This window comes from Coleofasciculus sp. G3-WIS-01, assembly GCF_040223135.1.
Lineage (GTDB): Bacteria > Cyanobacteriota > Cyanobacteriia > Cyanobacteriales > Coleofasciculaceae > Coleofasciculus.
This window is the reverse complement of sequence record NZ_JAVJZI010000152.1, coordinates 26,585-49,971: the sequence shown is the minus strand read 5'-3', so window position 1 is coordinate 49,971 and position 23,387 is coordinate 26,585. Positions and strand designations below refer to the sequence as shown.

The following is a 23,387-nucleotide window of genomic DNA, read 5'->3' as shown; positions in this document are numbered from 1 at the left end:
GATGGATACTATGCCCAATTCTGTATTGACCATGACAGGACTGAAGATAGGACTCCGACAGGTCACAACGTAGGGTTAGATGTTGGTTTAAACCATTTTTATACCGACTCAGATGGTCAGACAGTTGACAATCCGAGATTCTTGAGAAAGTCAGACCAAGCACTGAAACGACTTCAAAAACGAGTATCCAAGAAGTTTAAGAAAGGTCAACCACAATCTAACAACTACAAAAAGGCTAAGCAAAAGTTAGCCAAAAAGCATTTGAAAGTCAGTAGGCAGCGTAAAGACTTTGCGGTAAAGACTGCATTGTGCGTAGTCCGGTCTAACGACTTGGTAGCTTATGTAGACGCGCCAGCGGCTTGCCGAAGGCTAGACTTGCAAGTGCGGAATATGGTCAAGAATCATCACCTAGCTAAATCAATTAGTGATGCAGCTTGGTCTGAATTTAGGCGCACTCTTGAGTATTTTGGCAAAGTATTTGGTGTAGCAACGGTTGCCGTTAAGCCTCACTACACCTCTCAAAACTGTTCCAACTGCGGCTGTGTTGTAAAGAAAACGCTTTCAACACGAACCCACAAATGTAAATGCGGGTTTATTTTAGACCGTGATTGGAATGCCGCGATAAACATACTCAAGGAAGCACTTCGTACGCTCCGGGCATACAGGAACATTCCAGGAATACTGGATAAACGCTTCGGGACAACTCGCCCTCTTTTGTATTGATGAGAATCAATACTCTAAGGTGGTTGGATGAGCGAAGAATCCCCCGCGTTTTTAACCGGGGGAGTGTCAACTATTTAAAAGAGCAACTGGGAGTACCCCCGGAACAAATTATCGCCTATGGACGTTCTGTTGGTGGCGGTTCAGCCGTAGATTTAGCCGCCCGTCACCCCTTGGCAGGTTTAATCCTCGAAAGCTCATTTACCTCCGCCTTTCGCGTCGTACTCCCCATCCCGATTTTACCCTTTGATAAATTCCCCAACCTGGACAAGATCACCCAGGTGAACTGTCCCGTCTTAGTCATCCATGGCACCGCCGATGGAACGATCCCCCTCTCCCACGGAAAACGCCTATTTGCCGCCGCCCCTGAACCCAAACGCTCCTTCTGGGTAGAGGGTGCTAGTCATAATGATTTGTTCTGGGTGGCTGGGGAGCAATATGGGAAAACGTTACAGGAATTTGCCCAGTTAATTGCCAAAACTCAATCCCCCGACAAAGGACAAATGACGAATGACCAATTCGTCAAGAAAGAATGACATCACCCCTGCTATTTTTGGTAAAATTTACTATAATTACTTTGGAAGGTTTATATTCCGGGTAATTTACAACATTGTTTACAACCGTACTGCCTCAAACGACCCAACCCTTTGGGTCAATTCCCGATGACCTATTTAACGCCATTGACATCCTCAAGCAGGAACTCAACGCCGTTATCCTTGCCCACTACTACCAAGACCCCGATATTCAGGATATTGCCGATTATATTGGCGATTCTTTAGGACTTTCCCGCCAAGCAGCTAATACAGATGCAGATGTCATCGTCTTTGCGGGTGTTCATTTCATGGCAGAAACTGCCAAAATCCTCAATCCCGACAAACTCGTTCTCCTACCCGACTTAAACGCCGGTTGCTCTCTCGCTGATAGTTGTCCCCCGGATGCGTTTGCCCAATTTAAGGCAGAACACCCTGACCATTTAGTCATATCTTATATCAATTGCTCCGCCGAAATTAAGGCGATGAGTGATATTATTTGCACCAGTTCCAACGCCGTCGAAATTGTCCAGCAAATTCCCCCAGATCAACCGATTATTTTTGCCCCAGACCGGAATTTAGGGCGTTATGTGATGCAGCAGACGGGTCGTGATTTGCTCCTGTGGCAAGGGAGTTGTATTGTTCACGAAACCTTCTCGGAAAAGAGAATTGTGCAGCTACAGATTGAACACCCCGACGCCGAGGTTATTGCTCATCCCGAATGTGAACCTCCAGTATTACGTCACGCGAGCTACATTGGCTCAACAACAGCGCTGTTGAAGTATTCCCAAACCAGTCCCCGTTCAAAATTTATTGTGGCGACAGAACCGGGAATTATTCACCAAATGCAAAAAGAAATGCCCCATAAGCGTTTCATTCCAGCACCTTCAACTAATAATTGTAACTGTAATGAATGTCCGTTCATGCGGTTGAATACGCTGGAAAAACTCTATCTAGCCATGAAGCAGCGTCAGCCAGAAATTACGTTACCCGAACACATTCGGATTGCGGCTTTACAACCGATTCAGCGCATGTTAGACATGAGTGCTAAGGTTAAGGTTTAAGTTCAGCAAAAATTAGGAGAAAAGTCCCATTAACCCGCCCGATGAGACTGTTTCACCCTCACTCCCGACTCCCCTCTTGCTCCTCTATCCCACCCCCCTTTCAAAGGGGGGCTAGGGGGGATGAGGGCTAGGGGGTGAGGGTAGGTTTTGTCGGAATGTTATTAGTGATATCCTGTATTGAACGGATCTACTAACCCCATCAATCCGACTGAGGTATTTATTAATGAGCAAGCTTTATCAAAAAGGACTATATTTAGAATATTTTACCGTTGGCTATAACATCCTTGAAGCCGTTGCTTCTATTCTTTTAGGTGCGCTCAACAATAGTATTGCATTAATTGGCTTTGGACTGGATAGTATTGTTGAATCCTTATCGGGATGCATTTTAATTTGGCGTCTCAGCCAGCATCAAAGCCTAACACCAGAAGCTGAAGAGAAAATTGAGCAACGAGCTACCCAGTTTGTGGCAATTACATTTTTCTTGATGGCTGGGTATATTGGATTTGAATCGCTGAGAAAGTTAATTACACAAGACGCTCCAGATCCCTCATTGCTGGGTATTATTCTCGCTATACTATCGTTGATTATTATGCCCCTATTGGCATGGCAAAAAAATAAAGTTGGGAAACAACTTAATAGTAGGGCGCTGATTGCCGATTCTAAAGAAACCTTGGTCTGTTCCTTTCTCTCTGTGGCATTACTTTTAGGGTTAGCGGGGAATTACTGGTTTGGCTTTTGGCAAGCTGATCCGTTTGCCGGATTTATCATCGTTTTTTATTTAATTAAAGAAGGCTGGGAGGTTTGGGAAGAGGCTCATGAATCTGATGTTGACTGAATCACTTTAATCGAATGACTCCAGCTACTGTAAAAGAATCTCTAATTATTTTCACCCGCTATCCAGAACCGGGAAAAACCAAAACCCGCATGATTCCCGCTCTAGGTGAGGAAGGTGCGGCAAACCTGCAACGCCAGATGACAGAAAATACCCTGGCTAAAGCAAAAAAACTGCAAGAGTTTCATCCTGTATCTGTAGAAATTCATTTTGCTGGAGGGAATCAACAGCTAATGGAATTGTGGTTAGGTGCTGATGTGATTTACCATCAACAAAGTGAGGGAGATTTAGGCGAGCGAATGGCATCGGCATTTGAGAGATCATTTGCAGCGGGAATGACTGGAGTGGTGATTATTGGTACAGATTGCCCCGATTTAGACACTCAAATAATGTCTGAAGCATTTAAATGGCTTGAAGCGCACGATTTAGTATTAGGACCTGCCCAAGATGGGGGATATTATCTGATTGGTTTGCGGCGGTTAATTCCTGAACTCTTTGTGAGAATTAATTGGGGAACCTCACAAGTCAGACAACAAACCGTAGAGATTGCCGATAACTTGGGATTAGCCATTGCATTTGAGCCAATGCTCCATGATATTGACCGTCCAGAAGATTTGATCAGGTGAGGACAGAATAGTTGTCCTCTATCGAGAGACTGATTTTTTTACTTAAAAAGTGTGATTAGATTAGCCCCTATCGCGTTATTCTTAGCGCGAATTTAGCGAAATCATAGGACTATGAGGAGTTTATCGGGCTTTTGCCCGGTGTAAGTCTGCCCAGTTCGGCTAACTTTCCCCTACCCCTGGAAATCTATCCTAGGGGTAGATTTGCCGTTCCTCGCCGACGCTGTCTTAACCACCTCCAACCTATGACTGTTGAACGTAAATGGTAGATAGTGAACAACCTCAAAACTCACTCCCTTAGTGGGGTAATCAGTAGCCTTGCCCTTTCCTTGTGCATCTGTAGTCTTTGGACTCCTCCAGTTCAGGCTGAAGGAAGCCGCGAATTAACCTCAAGTGGCGGATTTCGCCCTTTTTTGGACTATCGCCAAGACTCCTTGGAGACAGGACCAATACTGCGCCAAACGGTGATTCAGGTTTATGCTGAGGCAGGTGAAACGCTCTATTTAGGTTCAAGTGCTGTGGGCATCGGTCAGGGTACGATTAATTACACAAAACCCAGTGGTGCATCTGGTAGTTGCGACGACACGGGTAAGATTGAAAATCGTGCAGAAGAAAGAATCGGTCCGAATACTCTTTTTTCCGGTGGTTACAGCCCTTGTATCGTGGACGTTGATCAAACTGGGGTTTGGCAAATTAACGTTGTTAGTCCTAATCCTTCAAGTACAGTCAACCCAAACCCTATTCCCGCTGACGAGGATTGGTCTGAACAAGGTAACAATGATAACTTTGTAACCGCTTGGGATGTCACCGTAGCCGATGAGGGTAGAGAAATTCCGGGTCGCGCCTTTGCCAATTATCTGGCGCTGAATATGGGAGGTAGAGAGGCTCCCCTGAGTTCCGAAGCCTACGTCCTGACCGAAGAAGGTTATGTTTACCGCATTGATTTGAACGGTATCGAACCCTTCGGATTCATCTTTTTCTCAAACAATAAAGGATTTAGACGACCAAGCGGAGAGCCATTTTTCTCCTCTGTTTCCCTAACTCCACCCCCGGACTTCCAAAATCCGTTCACTAATCCCAATACTGGCGATGACCGAACCCACAAAATTTTCTTTAACCGACCTGAACCCGGAATTCTAAATACGCCCCTAGAACCCATAGCTCCTGGGGAGGTGAGGAATTTTCGATTTATCGGTAATGATGGTACGCCCGGTCAAGCCGCATCGCCAGGTGGTGGTACATTTAGGTTCACCACGACAAGGGCGGGTAGTTACAGAATTGTCATTGACTTGAATGGCGATGGCATATTCGGAAATGATGACGGCTCAATCCGAGACAGAATTATCACAGGTCGAGTGAGCCAAGGGGAAAATGAAGTGGTTTGGGATGGGCTAGATGGAGATGGAAACCCCCTACAAGGCGGTCGCCAAGGATTCGAGGTTCGCATTAATCTATTTGCGGCTCAAGTCCATTTTCCGTTTATAGATGTGGAAGCGAATCCCAATGGGATTATCCTGGAACGGCTGAATGGTCAAAACAGTCCAAATTTTACAGTTTACTATGACGATAGTCGTTTTAGTGGACCTGGCATCCCTCCTGATCCCCTAGATGCCTCAATCAACGGAGTTGGTCTAGCAGGAGTCAGCAGCCGTAATGGCGCTCATAGCTATGGTTGTATTAATTCTAGTGAGGAAACAACCTGCTTTGGCGATCGCAGGGGTATTGACACTTGGACTTTTTTACCGTCTCAGGATTTTACGTTTACGGATGCTATAGTCATCGCCAAAGCAGACTTGGCAATTGAAAAACGTATTCGTTCAGACCGAATCGTTGCCAATGGTAGGATTGTCTTTGAAATCGCAGTGACCAATAATGGTCCCAATGATGTCATGGGGGCAACGGTAACAGATACGATTCCTGATACGATTACTAATGTCCGGTGGACTTGTGCGATTACTAACGGTACTGGGAGTTGCGGTGCGGCAAATGGTACAGGCAATGCTATCGATACAACCGTCACTCTCAATCCGGAGGCTACCGCTACTTATACGGTAATCGGCACTCTCGCCAGAAATGCTTCGGGGACATTAACCAATACCGCCACAGTTCCCCTCGGACCGAATAACTCCGTAGGAGATGACATAACAGACCCCAATCCTGATAATAATACCAGTACCGTTCAAGCCCCGATCGAACGAACCGCCGACTTGAGCCTAACTAAGACTGCAGCCCCTGCTAGTGCTGCACCGGGGGAAAATGTAACCATCTCCATCACCGTCACCAATGATGGACCTCTAGCCACGACTGATGTGCGAGTGAGGGACTCATTACCCGCCGGATTGAACTTTGTTTCAGCAACACCCAGCCAGGGAAGCTATGATAACCAAACTGGCGTCTGGACAGTGGGCAATCTTGATAACGATAGTAGCGCCACGTTGCAAATTGAGGCAACCTTAACCACAAGTGAAACCGTAGTTAATCGAGCGCAAGTCATAGCCTCAGATCGACCTGACCCAGATTCTACACCAGGAAATAACATTGCTGGTGAGGATGACCAAGATAGTGCGGCGATTCCCTTGCAATCGGTTGACCTCGGCTTGAGCAAAACAGCACGCCCAAATCAGGCAAATGTGGGAGACGATATAACGTATATTATTACTCTGACCAATAACGATACTAATGATGCTACCGATGTGGCGGTGACGGAACTCTTGCCAACTGAGGTAACATTCAGATCGGCAACCGCGTCTCAAGGTTCATACAATAGCAGAACCGGAATTTGGTCAGTGGGGAATCTAGCCAATGGTAACGAGGCTACGTTAGAGATTATCGCCACCGGGGATATTCCCGGTTCAGTTATTAACACGGCGGTGATTAGTGCTTTAGATCAAGATGATCCGAATCCTGGAAATGATCGAGCTAGTGCAGAAGTGTTTTTTGCCGGAGAACCGCGCCTGCTTCTGGTGAAGCGCATTACTCAGGTGAACAGAGATGGACAAGTGCTAGAAGGAATTAACTTTAATACTGTTGTAGACGATCCCAATGATCCTGATGATAATGCTAGTGGGTGGTCTCAGCTACCTGGGGGAGGGCTTTTAGGTGTTCCCAGAATTAGTCCCGATAGAGTTTTGCAAAGTGGTGATATTGTTGAATACACGATCTATTTCTTGTCAAATGGTGGCACAGGGGTTAATGGGGTGAATATCTGTGATCTCATTCCAGAAGGGACAACGTTTATCTCTGATAGTTTTAGGCAAGGTAGCGGAATTTTGTTAAATCAAGACGGGACACCAATACCCCAAAGTAATGCAGCGGATCAAGATTCGGGGATATTTTTTCCTCCTCTAAATCCTGTCTCAACGCCCTGTGCTGAAGCCAACAATCCCAATGGAGCCGTGGTTTTGGAGTTAGGCGATATTTCTAATACACCTCCAACTAATGTGGGATTAATGCGCTTTCAGGTCAAAATTAATTGAAAATGGGGAACCAATGTAACCTCAAAGGTGTAACAGTTAACTCAGTGGGCATAAAGCAAGAGGAGGCGATTGAAATCGCTGCTACACAAACTTTCGTCCGCCTGCGCGGACTATACATCGTATGGACGAGGTATCCCGCCGCGAAAAATGGATGAAATGCAAACCGAAACGATTTCAGTTATTATTCCTGTTTTAAATGAAGCGAGTACGATTGGTTCGGTTTTAGAGAGGCTTATGGGTACTAATAATGTGGACGTTATTGTGGTAGATGGGGGGAGTCGCGATGAAACAGTCACCGTGGCGCGATCGCGAAATGTCCAGGTTATTTCTACCCCACCCGGTCGCGCCTGTCAAATGAATGCCGGTGCAGCGAGGGCGACGGGTGATATTCTCCTATTTCTCCACGCGGATACCCGTTTACCTGCCAATTTTGACTGTTTAGTCCGCCAAGGGCTACAAGAACCCCAAACTATTGCGGGGGCGTTTGAATTACGCATTGATTCTCAACAGTTTGGTTTGCGCCTTATTGAACGACTGGTGAATTGGCGATCGCGTTTTTTTTCGATGCCTTATGGCGACCAAGCTATATTTTTAAAAGCGACCAGCTTTCATCGTATAGGAGGTTTCCCTAATTTGCCAATTATGGAAGATTTTGAATTTATCCGCCGCTTGAAACATCAGGGACAAATTGCCATTGTTCCAGCATCTATTTTGACATCAGGACGACGGTGGGAACGGTTAGGAATCATCAAAACCACTTTCATTAACCAGCTTATTATTCTAGGGTATTTTTTGGGAGTTTCTCCTGACAAACTGGCGCGATGGTATAGGGGAAAAGGGTAAGGTCTTTGTGCCAATAAGTACCTGGACATAAATTCTGTCCGCTGTAGTCAGAAATGATAACAAGCGTCAAATGTTTACTGCTCCCTAAGCTACACCCTGACCGACCATTGTCAAAGGTTCAGGAACAGCCTGTTTCTCGATTTCTATTGCTATTTTATAATGAGTAAATATAGGAATTACAATTCCAGGATCTTGCCAACCTGTCAAAGTTCCTGTATATACCTCTCCCTCTGGTGATAACAGCACTTCTCCGGCACTATTCAGTGGATTAAGACCATCACTGATCCCTAAATAGAATGTCTCGTTTTCAGCAAAATTGAATCCAACTTCTCCGATTCCTGCTGCTAGTCCTTTGCCCATTGCATCAAACAAAAATAAGGACAAAGATGATACAGATGATACAGATCAAATTAACTCAATTCGTCTGTTTGCCTAACCTTAAAATTATTTTCTTATCCTTTCAATTGATTTTATTGATTCTTAATTAAATTTAATTTAACTTGGTATTTGATTCAATAATGTTTACATTCGGAGAAGTCTGAGCATCTATAATCTTACATTCTGCCCTGGAGCCCTGGAGCCTTGTCTCCACCGATAGTGTAAGTATTCCACCGGACATGATATGACGATTAAATCGGGCGCACGCCGTGCGCCCCTACAATTCTAATGCGAACATTAAATCATCTTGCTCTGTTGATTCTTCGGGATAAATTTTTTCAGCAAAAGCTTGTTGATATTGATTTAAAATCTGCTCTAGCAAACTATCTAGATCTTCTTGATTCATATTTTGCTTTTTTGCAATACAACAACGGTATCATGCTTAATTGTTCCCGCCCAATTCACATTTCTGGGTAAGTTTAACCGACGATTTTTTAGCAATAAATTAAATTTAAATAGTTTAACAAACCCAATTTCTTTAGCTATTTCTGTTAAAAGTTTAGCCACTGGAATCTCAACGCCACAAATTTTACTAATATCGCCAATGGCAAAGCAATAATAGCCACCTAAATTAAGATGATTGAAGCAGCTTAAAAAATGCGACTTCATGTCCATAAAGTATTTATAAACAACTCTTGATCGAAGCTTATTTTGTCCTTTACTCGCTTGATATTTCGTACCGTAGTAAATATCAGCAATCAAATCATCTAGATAGTAATTTCCGGTTTTCCCCAATTGGCAATGCTCTTTTCTGGGAATTCTTTCAGTTCCAATTTCTTGAGTATATAAATCAAGTCTTTCGCGATCGTTATTCACTAAACCCAACCAATGTAACTCAAACTTAGACGCCCAAACGTAATCAATTGCATTAATATAAGGCGGCGAAGTAATAACCGCATCACAACGCCAATCACCTGTAATATTAATAGCTGTTTTTGAATTCAATTCAATGGCATTTTTAAACGAGTTATTCAAGACAAACTGCCATTCCCCAATTGCCTCTAACGCTTTATCAAGATAGTCTTTAAAATACCGATAAACATCTTCGCGAGAACGCTGGGGAATTTCTTTAACATTTGCTCGTTTTGCGGCGAGAATCATGCCATCATTCATATCGGATGTTTTGCGGACTGTTGAAGCAAAAATCAGCCAAAATAAAGGTCGTATCGCTTCCGGAACTTGAAAAATTTGCGCTCGGAGACTTTCTAATCCAGCTTGGACAGGTTTTTGAAACCAAAAATCTTTATTGGCAAAATTAACAGTTTCTAATGGATATTTTATCCCATAAGCATTTTGCATGATTTGCTCGGCATAGTCTAGAATTTCTGCTATATCATAGATATGGGTTTTAACGCGACAGATTAGGCGACTTAGAGGATGATAATCAAGCCAATAAACTGATGCACCTTGTAATAAAGTTTCAATAATTGTTGTTCCTGAACCCGCAAAAGGTTCTAAAATTTTACATTGTTCTGTACCATACTTGCTGAAAAACCAATGCGGGATTTCCGGAATTGATTTGGCAGGCTGAAAACCAACAGAATGGATTTTGAGAGGTTGTTTTCGTTGTAGCGAAATCAGGGCATCTTGAGGTATATCGATAGGAATTTCGCCTTCAAGATGTAAGTAGGGGGGTTGGGGTATAGTATTGTCGGTTTCAAACAGTGAAAGTTGTTTCATACTAAATCCAGGTTAACTACCCTTATTTTGATAAGCTGTTCGTCATTTAAACCTTATTGTTAATAATTACGAAATCTTTGTAGTGCGACCAACCTTCTCGCTACCCATACTTTAAATGCGTGACAGCTTATCACTTTTGTAGGTCGGGTTTCCGAACTTAAGCGGGATTTTCTCAAAGAGTAATCCAACGCAGGCGGGTTAACCTGTTGGGTTTCGCTTACGCTCTACCCAACCTACTGGAAATACTGGAACTTTTACTTTATCCTAGAGGAACGACATACACCCAATCTTGATAATTTGAATCGCGGTTTTCCGTAATTGCTGTAATTTTATCTCTCAGTTTCTCTGTGATGGGTCTGGTTTTAGGCAACTCATAATTCTCAATCCGTTTAATTGGAGTAATTTTAGCCGCCGTACCACTTAAAAATGCTTCATCGGCAATAAATAACTCCGATTTATCCACAGGGCGTTCGATTGTGGGGATACCTAAATCCTTTGCCAGCGTCAGGATACTATCTCTGGTAATTCCTTCTAAAATATCTTGGTCATATCCGGGCGTAATCAGTTGTCCATTTCGCACCATAAAGATATTCATTCCGGAGGCTTCACAAATTTTTCCCTGAGCATTCATTAATAAGGCTTCATCAAACCCGGATTCTACCGCTTCTGTTTTTGCCAGAGATGATGTGATGTATGCGCCGCTAATTTTACCTCTCAGGGGTAAACTGTGATCTGCTTGACGATACCAGGAACTAATCCGACAGCTTACCCCTTCTGGGGATAAATAATCACCCAGTTCTAATCCATAGACGAAAAAGTCTTTTTCAATTTTATGCAGTCTGGGGGCAATTCCCAAATCGGACGTATAAATAAAAGGTCGGATATAAAACGAGGTTTTAACTTTATTTTTCTTGACAAATTCTACAATTATAGTTTTGATTTTATCAGCGGGTAAGTCGTAATGTAAATATTTTGCACTGTCACTTAATCGTTTACAATGGCGGTCTAAGCGAAACAGGAGAATTTGTTCGGGGTTTTGCGGATCAGGAATCCCGCGCAATCCGCCAAACGCGCCTGTGCCATAATGCAGCGCATGGGTAGCAATGGAAATCTTGGCATCATCGAAGGGAAGAAATTGATTCTTAAAGTAAGCGATTGGCAGAAATTTATGCATTTTTAAACTAGACAGTCAGGGCTATTGGAAGGTGTGATTATCGATTGTACTACAGCTCAGTGATTTTGCCAGGGATTAGAACATCGATTTAGGCACCCCGGTAGAGACGTAGCAGGCTACGTCTCTACACCCCTTCCCTGTCTCCCCATACCTAATCAATCCCCCTTGGTGTTCAACCACCCCGCTAAATTCTGTTTTTGAGTCGCTGAGGGATTTTCAATCTGTACAACCTGGTAACGGGTGGGTTGGGATTTGCCTAAGGTAACGGGTAAGGTACAAAGTTCGTCTTGGTGGAACAGGGTTAACTGAATCGTGTCACCGGGATGATAATCTTTTAGGCGATCGCATAATTGATCTGCACTGACTCGCCAACCGTCTATTGCTAGTAACTGATCCCCAGCATCTACCCCAGCTATTCCCGCAGGAGAGGTGGCGTTGACAAATTTGACCACCTCTTGCCCATTTTCTGTCTTGACAATTAACCCCAAATAGGGTAATAAGTCCTCGTCTTCCACCACCGTGATTTTTAAGCCAAAGGGTTCGAGATATTCATCAAAGGGCAATTCTTCTGTCCCCTCAATGTAGCGATGGAAGAAATCACTCAAATCGGTATCAGCGACAGACTCCAATACCTCTCGCAGTTGTTGGGGAGTAAAGCCAACCTCCTTGACGCCAAACTCTTGCCACATCCGCCGCATCACATCATCAAGGGAGCGCTGATTGCCATGACGCGATCGCACCAGCAAATCCAGTAAGAAGGATACCATTTCTCCTTTGAGATAATAGGAAATCTGACTATTATCACTATTGGCATCCCGGCGATATAACTTAATCCAAGCATCAAAACTGGACTCACTCAGGGGTTGCACCAAACGCCCTGGGATCAGTTGCATCCGGGTAATTTCTTTACTCAACCCCTCTAAAAAAGTCTTGCTATCGTAAATCTTTGCCCGTAAGGGGAGAACTAAATCATAATAACTGGTTGTCCCTTCACAAAACCACAGGGATGTGGTATAGCTTTCTTGTTCATAGTTAAACCGTTCCAAGACTTTGGGTCGAATCCGCTTAACATTCCACAGGTGAAAGAACTCATGGGCGACTAATTGCATAAAACGATTGTATTTATCTTTCGCCCGGAAACTGAAACGGGGGTAATTTAAGGAACAAGAGGTTTTATGTTCTAAACCACCAAAGCCTGTGGACGATAAATGCAGTAAAAACAAATATCGTTCGTAGGGTAATCCCCCATATAACTCGGCTTCTGTCTCGATAATTTTTGTCGTATCCGCAATAATCCGTTGGGGATCAGCATTTCCCTGTCCCCAAATTGCCAGTTGATGGGGTTTACCTAGAACCTCAAAGTCGTAAACCTGCTGTGTGCCTATTTCAAAGGGACTATCGACTAAGGTGTCAAAATCACTTGCTTCAAAGGTATTCTCAGCACCATCGACGGCGGGTAAGGGTGTTGTCGTCTGCCAATCCGATTTAGGGGGTACAATGGTCACCTGAATCGGCTGTTGCTCAAAACCAGGGACAAACAGGAATAATGCCGCCCCATTAAAATAGCCGTGGGTTGCATCTAGGTGATTGGTGCGTACTGATAATTCATTGGCAAAGACGCGGTAGCGGACAACGATGTTTGAAGCGTCTGTAGTGTGAACCTGCCAGTGATTTTTACTCTGTTTATCCCAGGGTAAGGGTTGGTTCTCTTGGACAGATTCAACCTTGAAATCCTGTAGGTGTTTGGCATATTCCCGCACTAGATAAGACCCTGGAGTCCAAACGGGCATTTTTAAATTTAGCACTGATTCAGACCAACCGTTCACCTGTAGTGTCACCTCAAACAGATGAGATTGAGGTTGAGGCATCGCGACGTGATAATGAAAGGTGGGTTTAGTCATTGATCCTTTGTCATTCGTCATTTGTCATTCGTCATTCGTCAGGGAATGGGGAACCGGGAATGGGGAAAAAGTTTTGACCCTTCACTTGGGAAAGAGGGAACCTGGCGGTAGAGGTGTGTAGGGGTTCTTTTCACTTATCCTTTTTTACCTCATCCAGAGGTGGCTAAACCCGCCCCCATCTTCCCCATCTCCCCTATAGTTATCCTAAAGCCGTCCAGCTAGATGGGTTAGTTGTTTGAGATTAATCAGACAAAGTTTTTGGTCTTGGGGTTCAACGTTAATCCAGCCTTTACTGTCTAGCTTTTTCATGATTTTGGCTGTATCTTCAACACTGATATCTGTAACATCAGCCAAGTCTTTATAGGGAATGTTATAGATTTCGGTTCCCTTTTCCCCCACTTGACCATAATTCTCTGCTAAGTTGACTAAAGTATTGGCTAACTTAATCGCCGGCGGTTGATGGCGTCGTTGAAAGCGGACATTAGTCTGACGTAGCCGTCTGACCATCAGTTGTAGCATCCTGTGGTGTAACTGGGGATCTTTGAACAGAGTTTGAATGAAGCGCTGGGCAGAGACGCTGAGTAATTTGACCGATGAAAGGGCGACAACATCTGTAGAACGGGGAGATTCATCCAAGATTGCCATCTCGCCAAAAAAATCTCCCCGACCTAAAATGGCTAAAGTAACGGCGTTGTCCCCATATAGGCGTCGAACTTTGACCCAACCGGACATGATAAAGTAAACAGCATTACCCCAGGCATCTTCCATTAAGACGGCTCGCCCTGTGGGATACTCATGTTCGACTCCAACTGACAAAAGCCATTCTAATGTCTCAGGGTTTGCCGTATTAAATAGGGGGAAAAGCTCACTAAAAGCTTTGGTGTGCATGAAAGGTTTATTAAAGTTGGATCATCTAAGATTCCATTACACCACACCAGAACAACAGTCCCCAACTTCCTTGAGTTAGTGGTCTGTGAGCAGGGGTGTAGGAGTGCAAAGGGGCAGAGGGTGCCGGGGGGTCTGAAACTGTAATCTGATTTCTCCTCATATCTCCTCAAATATGGTCAAAATGCATAGCTATAGCCATCCTTACGGTGAATTGGTGTGCAGTAATCTAATCGGACTGATCTCCTTTTGTTGTCAATAACGAATTCGCCACGACCATCTGACATTGGGCAAACCCTGGCAGTGAAAGTCCCTTTGTACTTACCTTTTGGCACCACGGCACGTACAATGTCACCTGTACAGAATCCCCAAATGGGACGCAAAGGACGATGTTTAACTGGATAGCCAAATTTATCGGTTTGACAGCGTTGTCGCCCACCCGTCCCAGTTGCTTTGACTGTCAGGATCTGATGGGTCAGCACATTAAGTGCTTCTGTAATACCCACACAGGCAGCGTCTAGCCAGTGGCTCTTCGGTAATCCTAATCGAACTCGGTTGTATTTAGTTTGTCCACCTGTACCAATACTGATGGGTAAACCCATTTTTTTGAGGCGATCAAACAGCGTCCATCGGGTAGAATTAACGGCGGCTGCGTCCCTTAGAGGTCGTTGAGATTGAGTCAATATCGCTTTTAATAAGTCTGGCTTTTTTGCCAAAAATTGTGCAATGGGCTTTGTCCCTTTTTTCGTATTGCATTTCTCACAAGCCAGACACAGATTAGAAATTCGGTTGCTACCTCCCTTGGATTTAGGGTGAATATGTTCAATCTGCAAGGGCAGGTTCTCTTTCTCACAATAAGCACATTTTCTGTCCCATTTTTCCAGGAGATACTCCCGAACTTCATAGCCGAAAAGAGTTCCCTGTTGGTATTCAACTCCTGAAATTTCGGGATTGTCCATTTTCTGAGTGTCAAACCGGACTAGCTCCTGTCTGATTTCACCAATCCGTGCAAATTTACACAAGCGTTTTACCCAAGTTTCGGTAGTTAAGACTCGATGCATCAAGCTTGGCGCTAACCATCCTTGGGGACGTTTTCGGTTAAGGAATCGTGGCTTGCGGTAACGAGTATTTCGGTGGCGGCGTCCCTTCCTGACGCGGAGGCGAGAGTCAAGAGCTAGCTTAATTTGAAGCGAACGATGCTCTAATTCCATTCCCCAAATGACCTCATCCCGGTCAGTTACAAGGGAAATGCCTGTAATTTTTGAACCGGGAGCAATCTTGAGAGTAAGCGGATGAACCACCGGATTTTCAACAACTCGTTTAAGAATCAATGTAAACGGATAACGCCGAAATACTGCCGCTTTACCAACATCTAATAACTTCCTAGCTTGTGCCGGATGAATTGGATGCATCGGTGTTTTTTTTTCATCAATGATAAAAACGTAATTTGACATCTTCTGTCAACCTTATTACTAAGTCAAGTTTGCCTCGACAATGTTAAACGGGCTTTTTCCTCTCTTCAGCACTACAGCTATAAACCTGTTCACTGATTGCTTAACTGAACTCGACAGAGCATGATACTGGCGTTCATATCAAGGTGTCGTGACCCGTCTAACGTAGACTACGGTGAGTCTCAGTCTGCACGTTCCGACTATGTACAGATATGCTTAGGTGTGCATAGTTCTGTATCGGTTTTTCGGAACGGTTAACCGTAAGTTAATTGACCAACAGTGTTTTTATTATCGCAGAGAAACGACGCGATCGCCCTTTTCTAAGTTCTCATAAATCCGCAATACTTCCTGTCTTGCCCAGCGATCGGCGGCTAGAATATCTTCTAGTCCAGGATCAGGGCAGTTATCACGGCTGTAGCGATCGCAGGTTTGCTCAATACACCGGGCAATGTCTAAATATTGGATTTTCTCGTCTAAAAACAGTGCTACGGCTTGCTCATTGGCGGCGTTTAATACAGCTGGCATTGAACCCCCAGCCCGCCCTGCGGCGTAGGCTAATTGCATACAGGGATATTTATCATGGTCGGGTTCTTTAAATGTCAATGTCCCCGCCTTGACTAAATCCAAGGGTTCCCAGTCTGTATAGATGCGATGGGGCCAGGATAAGGCATAGAGTAGGGGTAAGCGCATATCGGGCCAGCCTAACTGGGCTAAGACGGAGGTATCTTGTAATTCGATTAAGGAGTGAATAATGCTCTGGGGATGGATGACAATATCGATATCGTCATAATCCATACCGAAGAGGAAGTGCGCTTCAATTACCTCTAGCCCCTTATTCATCAAGGTAGCGGAATCGACAGTAATTTTGCGCCCCATCGACCAGTTGGGATGCTTAATCGCATCGGCGACGGTTACCTCCCCTAACCTGTCCACCGACCAATCCCGGAAAGCGCCCCCAGATGCGGTGAGGATAATTCGCCGTAATCCGCCCTCTGGGACTCCCTGAAGGCATTGGAAGATGGCAGAATGTTCCGAGTCAGCCGGAAGCAGTTTAACGCCATGTTTTTCAATCAGGGGATTGACAACCGGTCCCCCTGCGATTAGGGTTTCCTTGTTGGCTAAGGCAATATCTTTTCCCGCTTCAATGGCGGCAATGGTGGGTAGCAATCCCGCACAACCGACAATCCCAGTTACTACCGCTTCCGCATCACCATAACGGGCAACCTCCACCACACCCGCTTCTCCCGCGACTATAATCGGTTGGGGATCAAGGTCTGCGATCGCGGCTTTCAGGTCAGGTAATTTTTCAGCATCACAAATTGCTACGATTTCCGGTCGAAACTGCCGAATCTGGGCAGCTAATAGTTCCACATTGCGCCGGGAAGCCAATCCCACCAACCGAAATTGGTCTGGATGGTGAGTCAGAATCTCTAGGGTTTGGGTGCCAATCGATCCAGTGGAGCCGAGGAGAGTAATTGATTTCACAACAGTTTCTTAAAAATTCGCCGATCTTTATTACTATAGGATTATTTTGCACATCGTTCATCAGCCTGGAACTCAAGTTCCGGCTCAAAGCTTAAACCCGTTAAAACGGGTTCGCAAGAAACCGTAGGGGCGCATGGCGTGCGCCCGATTCAATGGTAAAATCTATTTCACAATTTTAGGTCAGTCCAGTAGATTGGGTTGACGCGAGGAAACCCAACACCATTCTTGATTGGCTGGTTACGGTTTTTAGTAGTGCGATCGCGTATGGCGAAGACAGCGCAACAAAAAGCTCAAGATATTACTCCCCTGTCTCTCTAGCAAACCAGCGCCGGATTAACTCCACTTGGAAGCAGTAGCCGCAACCACTGTCTTCAATTAACTCCCGTTGCAATAGTAAATTAAGGGTAGGATTCAAGCGATCGGGAAACTCGCGGGATAAAGCCGCCTTACCAATACTCGCCCCTTCCCCTTGTGCTGCCAAAAAGCGCAGTATCGCCAATCCCAACTCATCCACCTGATTGCGTTCGATGTCCGCAAAGAAAAAACTACCACTGCTTAAGGCTTCGGGTACGGCGGCTTCCACATCAACTACAGTTGCTAATCGGCGAATCGATACCTCTTGCTCATTTTTCAGGGCGACAATCTCAGAGCAAAGTAATTGTACCAAGCAAGGATGACATCGGGTTAGGGAGAGGACTCGCTCAACTGCATCTGGTTCATAGCGTAGGGTAAACTCTGGGATGGGGCGTTCAATCAGTTGGCGGGCTTCGGGTTCGTTCAGGTAACTGATATGTACAACCTGGACGTTAATCAGGTAACTCGCCCAGCGCTGAAATTCTTCGATAGTATGAGAACCAGCGAGTAAGACTTTGAACCGGGGGCGGTGTTGGATCAGGTGGCGTAGCATACCCAGGACATCGGTTTCGCTGAAACGTCCTTCGGTTAAGGCTTTATCCAGTACCTCGAATTCGTCTAATGCTAGGAGTGCGGTGTTGTTTTCTAAGGTTTTTTCAACATCATCCAGCCATTCGTCAAAGGTGGTAAAGGGGTCAGAGGTTAAGGCTTCACGAGTGAGGGGAGGTAAAGTTAAATCGGCTTGCCGTTTAGCAGAATAGGTCATCCCTTTGGCAAGATTATAGAGAAAACCTGCATGGTCACTCGCTGATGTGGGTGCGCCTTGCAAATCCACAAACATGGGGATGATGGAATGGGGGAGGAGGCGTCCCAGGTTATTTAACAGAGAGGTTTTGCCCATACGTCGCTGACCATATAGGAGTAAGGGAGGGCGGCGACGGTCTAAGATTAATTTCTCGATGCGAAGCCCAATGCTAGTGCGTCCGGTGAAGACTTCTTGCTGTTCAGTGAGGGGAATGCCGATGATGTAAGGAGAGTCAATTTCTTGATTAAGTTCGACTGTTTGCGCCAATTCAGTAATATGGTTTGTAACAATCTTGCACCAATTGCTGGCAATCGGGCGGAAGCGTAAGGTATATTTTTCACTGCTGCGGGTTAATTCGCGTAACAAACTGTCCAAACGATCTGCAACAGCAGTGATTGCTAAACGCTGGTTGTAAGCACTTCTTTGATTAAGGGCAGCATTTACGTCTTTACTAATCCGGTCAAAGCTACGGAGAAGGGAGCTGACAGGACTTTCGATTTCGCCTATCGTAAATTGGCGGTGTGCTTTACCAATTTCTTCTACGCTAATACAGTGTTCTAGATTCCTTGCGTCTAATTCAATCTGTGTTTTCTGAGCCGCCCAGCCTTGGTGAGTGTTACTTAAATAGTTAAGTGCAGCTTGCCCTTCTGCTGGGTTGCGTTCCAAGACTAAAATAAGGTATTTGTCTAGTTCGGGGAGACGTAAACGTTGCCACTCATCCCAAAAGGCTGAATGCAAACGCAGAAAGCAACATTTTCTATCTGGGTGTTTTAGGTCAAGACGGTAAAGTAGTGCATTCCAGAGGATGACAAAGGGATAGGTTACGATAGATCGCCACAAGCTTATAGTGACTCCCACACCCCCCGCCACACCTCTAGCCACGCCAAATGCTACACCTCTAGCCACGCTAAATCCCACGCCTAACACTACGCCAAACGCCATGCTCCCCGCCACGCTCCCCGCCACGCCAAACGCTACACCTCTAGCCACGCCAAACGCTGTGCCTACCGCTATGCCAAACGCCACACCTTCCACGACGCCTACCGCCACGCCCTCCACGACGCCTACCGCTATACCTACTGCCACACCAAACAGCACGTCTACCACCACGCTCCCCGCTACGCCAAACGCCATGCCTTCCGCCATGCCTTCTGCCACGCCAAACGCCACGCGAGGGACAACTTCATTCAATGACTCCCCCAAAGCTAACAACACTAAACCCAGAATTAAATTGGCAAGTATCGGTAGAATGATGTAGCCCTGAAACAGAAGCTTCCCCAATTTTTTATTTCCCCACCGTAACGAATTTATTCGGTTATTGTGGAAGTCAAAGGCAGGGTCAATTCGTTTTAGATGATTCCGAAACGCTGAGGGATGAAAGAACAGCCAAAACAGCAGTTGCAAACTCCCCAGAATCAAGTTCGGGTGCTGCTCAGGTGCATCAGTATAGGCGTTGCGTGGAACCGAGGGTGAAGACATCTCAATTTAAGCTTAAAACGTGACTCTGTGAACCCTAATATAAATTTGCGATAACGAGTTACAATTGCTGCTCCAACTGTAACTCACACTGTTGAAAAACATAATTAACCGCTGCAAATAACCGCTCCAAGTCCTGAATTGTATAAAACCTCTTATTTTGGGTAAAATTATCCGATATCAGTTGACCAAACTGCCAGATTGCCCCATTGGAAACAACACCAAATATCCTTTACAATGTTCTTGTAGTTCTAGGTTGGGTAAAGCGCTCGCTCTACCCAACTATTTATCCGATCGCGTTGGGTTTCTTTGGGTTTTCACAACCTACTCCTGAGAATTTGTTTAGTTGAGAGTTTGTACATCAGGATAATTCAGAATTTTGGTGTCAGCCGTTAGTAACGGGCATCCATAGATTCTTGCCGTAGCAACAATTATCTGGTCAGATGGATCGCGGTGAAACCCTATCAGTTTAGTTGACTCAACTACTATGGGAATTGTCAGATCGAGTAGTTGCACTCCTGGATAAGTTAAAGCGCCTGCTAACCACTCCTCAACTGAAATTGACAGAGTAAGTTTGCCAACCTCAACCAATTTAGCAACTTCCCAACAAGAAATTATGCTAATTCCTAAGCCTTGTTCCTGGTAGTTTTTTATCCACTTTCGATGTTGCTGAGTTAATCGCTGATTGTCGTCAACCCACCAAATCCAGATATGGGTATCCAGTATTATCATTGCAGAACTTCCCAATCTTCAACAGGTATAGCTGAATCAAATGGATCATCATAGCGAATAACTTTACCGCGTAGAGAAGCCGGATTTGAATTTAGAGATGTAAGATGACGTTCTAGAATAATGATTTCAACGGCTTCTCCAGCTTTAAAGGGTAAATTATTGAGCGTCAATGTTCCAGTTTCAGTTAATTTGGCTTCTATCCGATGTACTTTCATGTTTGTTTGTCTCTTCCTGAATGTTGCTTATCTTGATTTGTGGAAAACGTAGCTTATCCGCTAGAGTCGTTGGGTTTACTGACGTTTTCCCAACCTATTTTAATAGTAGTGTAAGTATCTGGCTCACTGGTAGAAAAATCTTGCTGATTAGTATAAACATTAACTAGCCTTGATATCGTGGTTCCCAAGTAGATGGGGTAAACCCGACTGTAGGGGCACCATCCTTGCGCCCTGGCAACTTAAGCTCAACCCCTCACCCCCAGCCCCTCTCCATCCCCCCTAGCCCCCATCCCCCCTAGCCCCCCTTTGAAAGGGGGGAAAAAAGGGGGGAATGAGGGGAGAGGGGAGCAAGAGAATCCGGTTCCCCTTCTCCCCAGGGTCCGGAGTTGGGGTTAGGGGATGAGGGGGAAAATGTCGAGGAGTAGATAGACACAGCTTTAAATCTTGCCAGCATTAGTTTTCCACCTTAAGTTGACACCAATGAAGGCTTGCGCCCTCTGCGGCAACAGCCACACCATATACATTGGTTAAGGTGCGTTACGCTACGCTAACGCACCCTACACAGGCGCTGGGTTCTCTAAGAATTCGTGAAGGGTTCTATCTGTTTTAACCCCTCCTCTCGCCAATCATCCCCCGTTTCCCCCTCTTCCAAACTAAACAAACGTTCGCGACAAAGAATTTGCAGCAGCAGGGGTAAACATTGACTTTTCTCCAAAATCCACGCCACATCCTCAACCGGAAACGGAATCGGTGAACTGTCAATCAATTCCCGCGCCTCCACCTCCGTTAATGCGCCCAGATAGGCGGTATAACCAAAGATATTGAAAAAGGGAGAACTATGTCCGGTATGAGACGCCAAATCTAGGGGAGATTCCGGTGTGGCTAAAATAAAAGCCAGATTTCCCCCCGTCTGATTTGTGGCTAAAGAACGTAAACTTTCCCAAAACCCATCATCTAACTCTGGACAACGCTGCAATCCCACGCCAATTTCATCCAATAAAATAACGGTGGGTGAATGCAAATGACTACTCACCACATCCATAAAATAATCCAGGTGACAAGGATTCGGCACTTTCATATTCATGCCTTCTAGAATATAACCCAGCAACTTCTCTTGGCTTGCCATCCGGGTATCCTGAAAATCCACGAATATCCAGCAGTAGCGTTCGGGATGGGGTAACCAGTCCGATTTTTGACCGGGACGTAATTCCTCTGGTGGCGTCGTGGTAATGGTTTTCAAGTATTGCAACAGAGAGGTTTTGCCGATGCGCCGCTTCCCGATAATCGCTGCATTTTGCAGGGGATGGCGTTTGAGTAAATTGAACAGGCGCTTGAGTTCCCGCTTGCGCCCAAAAAAATAGCGGGGATGGGTGATGGGTGTCCCCGTGATGAAGGGTGAAGACTCCTCCAGGGTTGGGTTTGAGTCATTGGGAGATGGTGGATTGTCTGACTCATCTGAACAAATATCTCGCCACTCTAACCCCAATGCTTCGCACAGTTCGACAAAATACTCAAAATCAACGGGTTCGCCATTGAGGAATTTTTTCACCGTGGATAACGATGGGATAACGTGTTCAGCAAACTTCTTTTGGCTGGGGTAGTCACTGCGCCGAAGTGCTGATTTGACGTTGTTTATGTACTCTGGGGCAACTTTAAGCGATCGCGCCATTATTCATGATTGGGGAACAGTGGATTCAGGTCAACTCAAAGTTAGCCATAAGTCAGCCAGGACTTAGGCTTTCTTGGTGTCTACATCACTATCCATCCGTGTCAATTGAAGCCACAACCCTTACCCATCCTCGTTCAGCGGCTGGAGCTGCTTGTTAAGGGAGGCAGAGCCTGCCTGGGGGCATTCCCCTGAAGGGGCGGGTAAGGGACGTAAAGGATAAGCAGGGTGTGGGGATAAGGGGTTAGGGTGTCGGGAAGATAAACGATTAGATGGGATGTTTTCTGGGTCGGTTCTGGCGGTTCGGTATCAAAAATAAATGTAGGACTTAAGCACACACGCCATTTAGGGTAGGGGCACGATAATATCGTGCCCCTACAGGTAGCTCCCTCGGAACCCGACGCTATTGGGCGATGGACAAGAATATGGTCTAATCTGGGTTTGGTAATTTGTGAAATATGTTGAGGAGAGAAACTTGGAGCGGACATTTCTAATGATTAAGCCAGATGGCGTCCAGCGTAATCTGGTGGGTGAAATTATCCAACGGTTTGAGACTAAAGGCTTTACCCTGGTGGGACTTAAGCTGATGAGTGTTAGCCGCGAATTGGCAGAACAACATTATGCGGTTCACAAAGACAAGGGGTTTTTTGCTGGACTGATTGAATTCATTACCTCTGGTCCTGTTGTGGCAATGGTTTGGGAAGGCAATGGTATTATTGCCTCTGCCCGGAAAATCATTGGTGCAACCAATCCCCTCAACGCTGAACCCGGAACGATTCGGGGTGATTTTGGCGTCACCGTTGGTCGCAACCTGATCCACGGTTCGGATGCGTTAGAAACCGCCCAACAGGAAATTAAGCTCTGGTTTAAGGATGAGGAACTGGTAAGCTGGCAACCAACCATCAACCCTTGGATCTACGAATAAGGATACTAGACGACTTTAGGGGTTTGGTAACCTTTCCCCCTACGGCGTGGTGAGGATGTCAAACACGAATACCCAAAGCGTTAATAGAACAAACACCCCAGACGCGGCTGAT

The 23,387-nt window shown here is 45.4% G+C and carries 18 protein-coding genes and 2 pseudogenes; 8 read left to right on the top strand and 12 right to left on the bottom strand.

The features are described from left to right. The 7 genes and pseudogenes from RIM23_RS14975 to RIM23_RS14945 all read left to right on the top strand — a co-directional run. Positions 1 to 754, top strand: a pseudogene (locus RIM23_RS14975) (RNA-guided endonuclease InsQ/TnpB family protein); the annotation flags it as partial. A 37-nt stretch (positions 755 to 791) separates the two neighbouring features. Further along, positions 792 to 1,256: pseudogene (locus tag RIM23_RS14970) on the top strand (alpha/beta hydrolase); the annotation flags it as partial. A 74-nt stretch (positions 1,257 to 1,330) separates the two neighbouring features. Beyond that, on the top strand, positions 1,331 to 2,314 hold the full coding sequence (nadA, locus tag RIM23_RS14965) for a quinolinate synthase NadA (RefSeq protein WP_446368021.1): 984 nt from the start codon (positions 1,331 to 1,333) through the stop codon (positions 2,312 to 2,314). A gap of 223 nt (positions 2,315 to 2,537) precedes the next feature. Next, positions 2,538 to 3,149 carry a cation diffusion facilitator family transporter gene (locus RIM23_RS14960; RefSeq protein ID WP_446368020.1) on the top strand — a complete coding sequence of 204 codons (612 nt, stop codon included), beginning with the start codon at positions 2,538 to 2,540 and terminating at the stop codon, positions 3,147 to 3,149. 14 nt (positions 3,150 to 3,163) lie between these two features. Continuing rightward, positions 3,164 to 3,772 (top strand): TIGR04282 family arsenosugar biosynthesis glycosyltransferase, encoded by a 609-nt coding sequence (locus RIM23_RS14955; RefSeq protein ID WP_446368019.1) that lies wholly within the window; start codon positions 3,164 to 3,166, stop codon positions 3,770 to 3,772. A 269-nt stretch (positions 3,773 to 4,041) separates the two neighbouring features. Next, positions 4,042 to 7,245: a hypothetical protein gene (locus RIM23_RS14950; protein ID WP_446368018.1), complete on the top strand. Its 3,204-nt coding sequence runs from the start codon at positions 4,042 to 4,044 to the stop codon at positions 7,243 to 7,245. A 156-nt stretch (positions 7,246 to 7,401) separates the two neighbouring features. Then, positions 7,402 to 8,088, top strand: a complete 687-nt coding sequence (locus tag RIM23_RS14945) for a TIGR04283 family arsenosugar biosynthesis glycosyltransferase (protein ID WP_446368017.1) — start codon at positions 7,402 to 7,404, stop codon at positions 8,086 to 8,088. Between the two features lie 84 nt (positions 8,089 to 8,172). Here RIM23_RS14945 and RIM23_RS14940 read toward each other — a convergent pair whose 3' ends face one another. The 12 genes from RIM23_RS14940 to RIM23_RS14885 form a co-directional block, all read right to left on the bottom strand. Continuing rightward, a complete protein-coding gene (locus RIM23_RS14940) occupies positions 8,173 to 8,472 on the bottom strand; it encodes a hypothetical protein (protein WP_446368016.1) in 300 nt (99 codons plus the stop codon). Between the two features lie 271 nt (positions 8,473 to 8,743). Further along, positions 8,744 to 8,872 (bottom strand): hypothetical protein, encoded by a 129-nt coding sequence (locus tag RIM23_RS14935; protein ID WP_446368015.1) that lies wholly within the window; start codon positions 8,870 to 8,872, stop codon positions 8,744 to 8,746. Beyond that, on the bottom strand, positions 8,869 to 10,206 hold the full coding sequence (locus RIM23_RS14930) for a DNA methylase (RefSeq protein ID WP_446368014.1): 1,338 nt from the start codon (positions 10,204 to 10,206) through the stop codon (positions 8,869 to 8,871). Before RIM23_RS14930 ends, RIM23_RS14935 begins: the two co-directional genes overlap by 4 nt. A 259-nt stretch (positions 10,207 to 10,465) precedes the next feature. Next, on the bottom strand, positions 10,466 to 11,380 hold the full coding sequence (locus tag RIM23_RS14925; RefSeq protein ID WP_446368013.1) for a branched-chain amino acid transaminase: 915 nt from the start codon (positions 11,378 to 11,380) through the stop codon (positions 10,466 to 10,468). A 155-nt stretch (positions 11,381 to 11,535) separates the two neighbouring features. After that, positions 11,536 to 13,302, bottom strand: a complete 1,767-nt coding sequence (locus RIM23_RS14920) for a M61 family metallopeptidase (RefSeq protein ID WP_446368012.1) — start codon at positions 13,300 to 13,302, stop codon at positions 11,536 to 11,538. A gap of 183 nt (positions 13,303 to 13,485) precedes the next feature. Then, positions 13,486 to 14,169 (bottom strand): Crp/Fnr family transcriptional regulator, encoded by a 684-nt coding sequence (locus tag RIM23_RS14915; protein WP_446368011.1) that lies wholly within the window; start codon positions 14,167 to 14,169, stop codon positions 13,486 to 13,488. A gap of 176 nt (positions 14,170 to 14,345) precedes the next feature. Beyond that, positions 14,346 to 15,620, bottom strand: a complete 1,275-nt coding sequence (gene iscB, locus RIM23_RS14910) for an RNA-guided endonuclease IscB (protein ID WP_446368010.1) — start codon at positions 15,618 to 15,620, stop codon at positions 14,346 to 14,348. A gap of 285 nt (positions 15,621 to 15,905) precedes the next feature. After that, positions 15,906 to 17,102, bottom strand: coding sequence for a 1-deoxy-D-xylulose-5-phosphate reductoisomerase (gene dxr, locus RIM23_RS14905; RefSeq protein WP_446368009.1), 1,197 nt, complete (start codon positions 17,100 to 17,102; stop codon positions 15,906 to 15,908). A 298-nt stretch (positions 17,103 to 17,400) separates the two neighbouring features. Continuing rightward, positions 17,401 to 19,740 carry an AAA family ATPase gene (locus tag RIM23_RS14900; RefSeq protein WP_446368008.1) on the bottom strand — a complete coding sequence of 780 codons (2,340 nt, stop codon included), beginning with the start codon at positions 19,738 to 19,740 and terminating at the stop codon, positions 17,401 to 17,403. A gap of 339 nt (positions 19,741 to 20,079) precedes the next feature. Next, positions 20,080 to 20,469: a type II toxin-antitoxin system VapC family toxin gene (locus RIM23_RS14895; RefSeq protein ID WP_446368007.1), complete on the bottom strand. Its 390-nt coding sequence runs from the start codon at positions 20,467 to 20,469 to the stop codon at positions 20,080 to 20,082. Then, on the bottom strand, positions 20,466 to 20,684 hold the full coding sequence (locus RIM23_RS14890) for a hypothetical protein (RefSeq protein WP_446368006.1): 219 nt from the start codon (positions 20,682 to 20,684) through the stop codon (positions 20,466 to 20,468). Before RIM23_RS14890 ends, RIM23_RS14895 begins: the two co-directional genes overlap by 4 nt. Positions 20,685 to 21,261: 577 nt before the next feature. Next, positions 21,262 to 22,353, bottom strand: a complete 1,092-nt coding sequence (locus tag RIM23_RS14885; RefSeq protein ID WP_446368005.1) for an ATP-binding protein — start codon at positions 22,351 to 22,353, stop codon at positions 21,262 to 21,264. Between the two features lie 472 nt (positions 22,354 to 22,825). Here RIM23_RS14885 and ndk point away from each other — a divergent pair, with 472 nt between their 5' ends. Beyond that, positions 22,826 to 23,275 (top strand): nucleoside-diphosphate kinase, encoded by a 450-nt coding sequence (ndk, locus tag RIM23_RS14880; protein WP_446334250.1) that lies wholly within the window; start codon positions 22,826 to 22,828, stop codon positions 23,273 to 23,275. Positions 23,276 to 23,387: the final 112 nt, after the last annotated feature.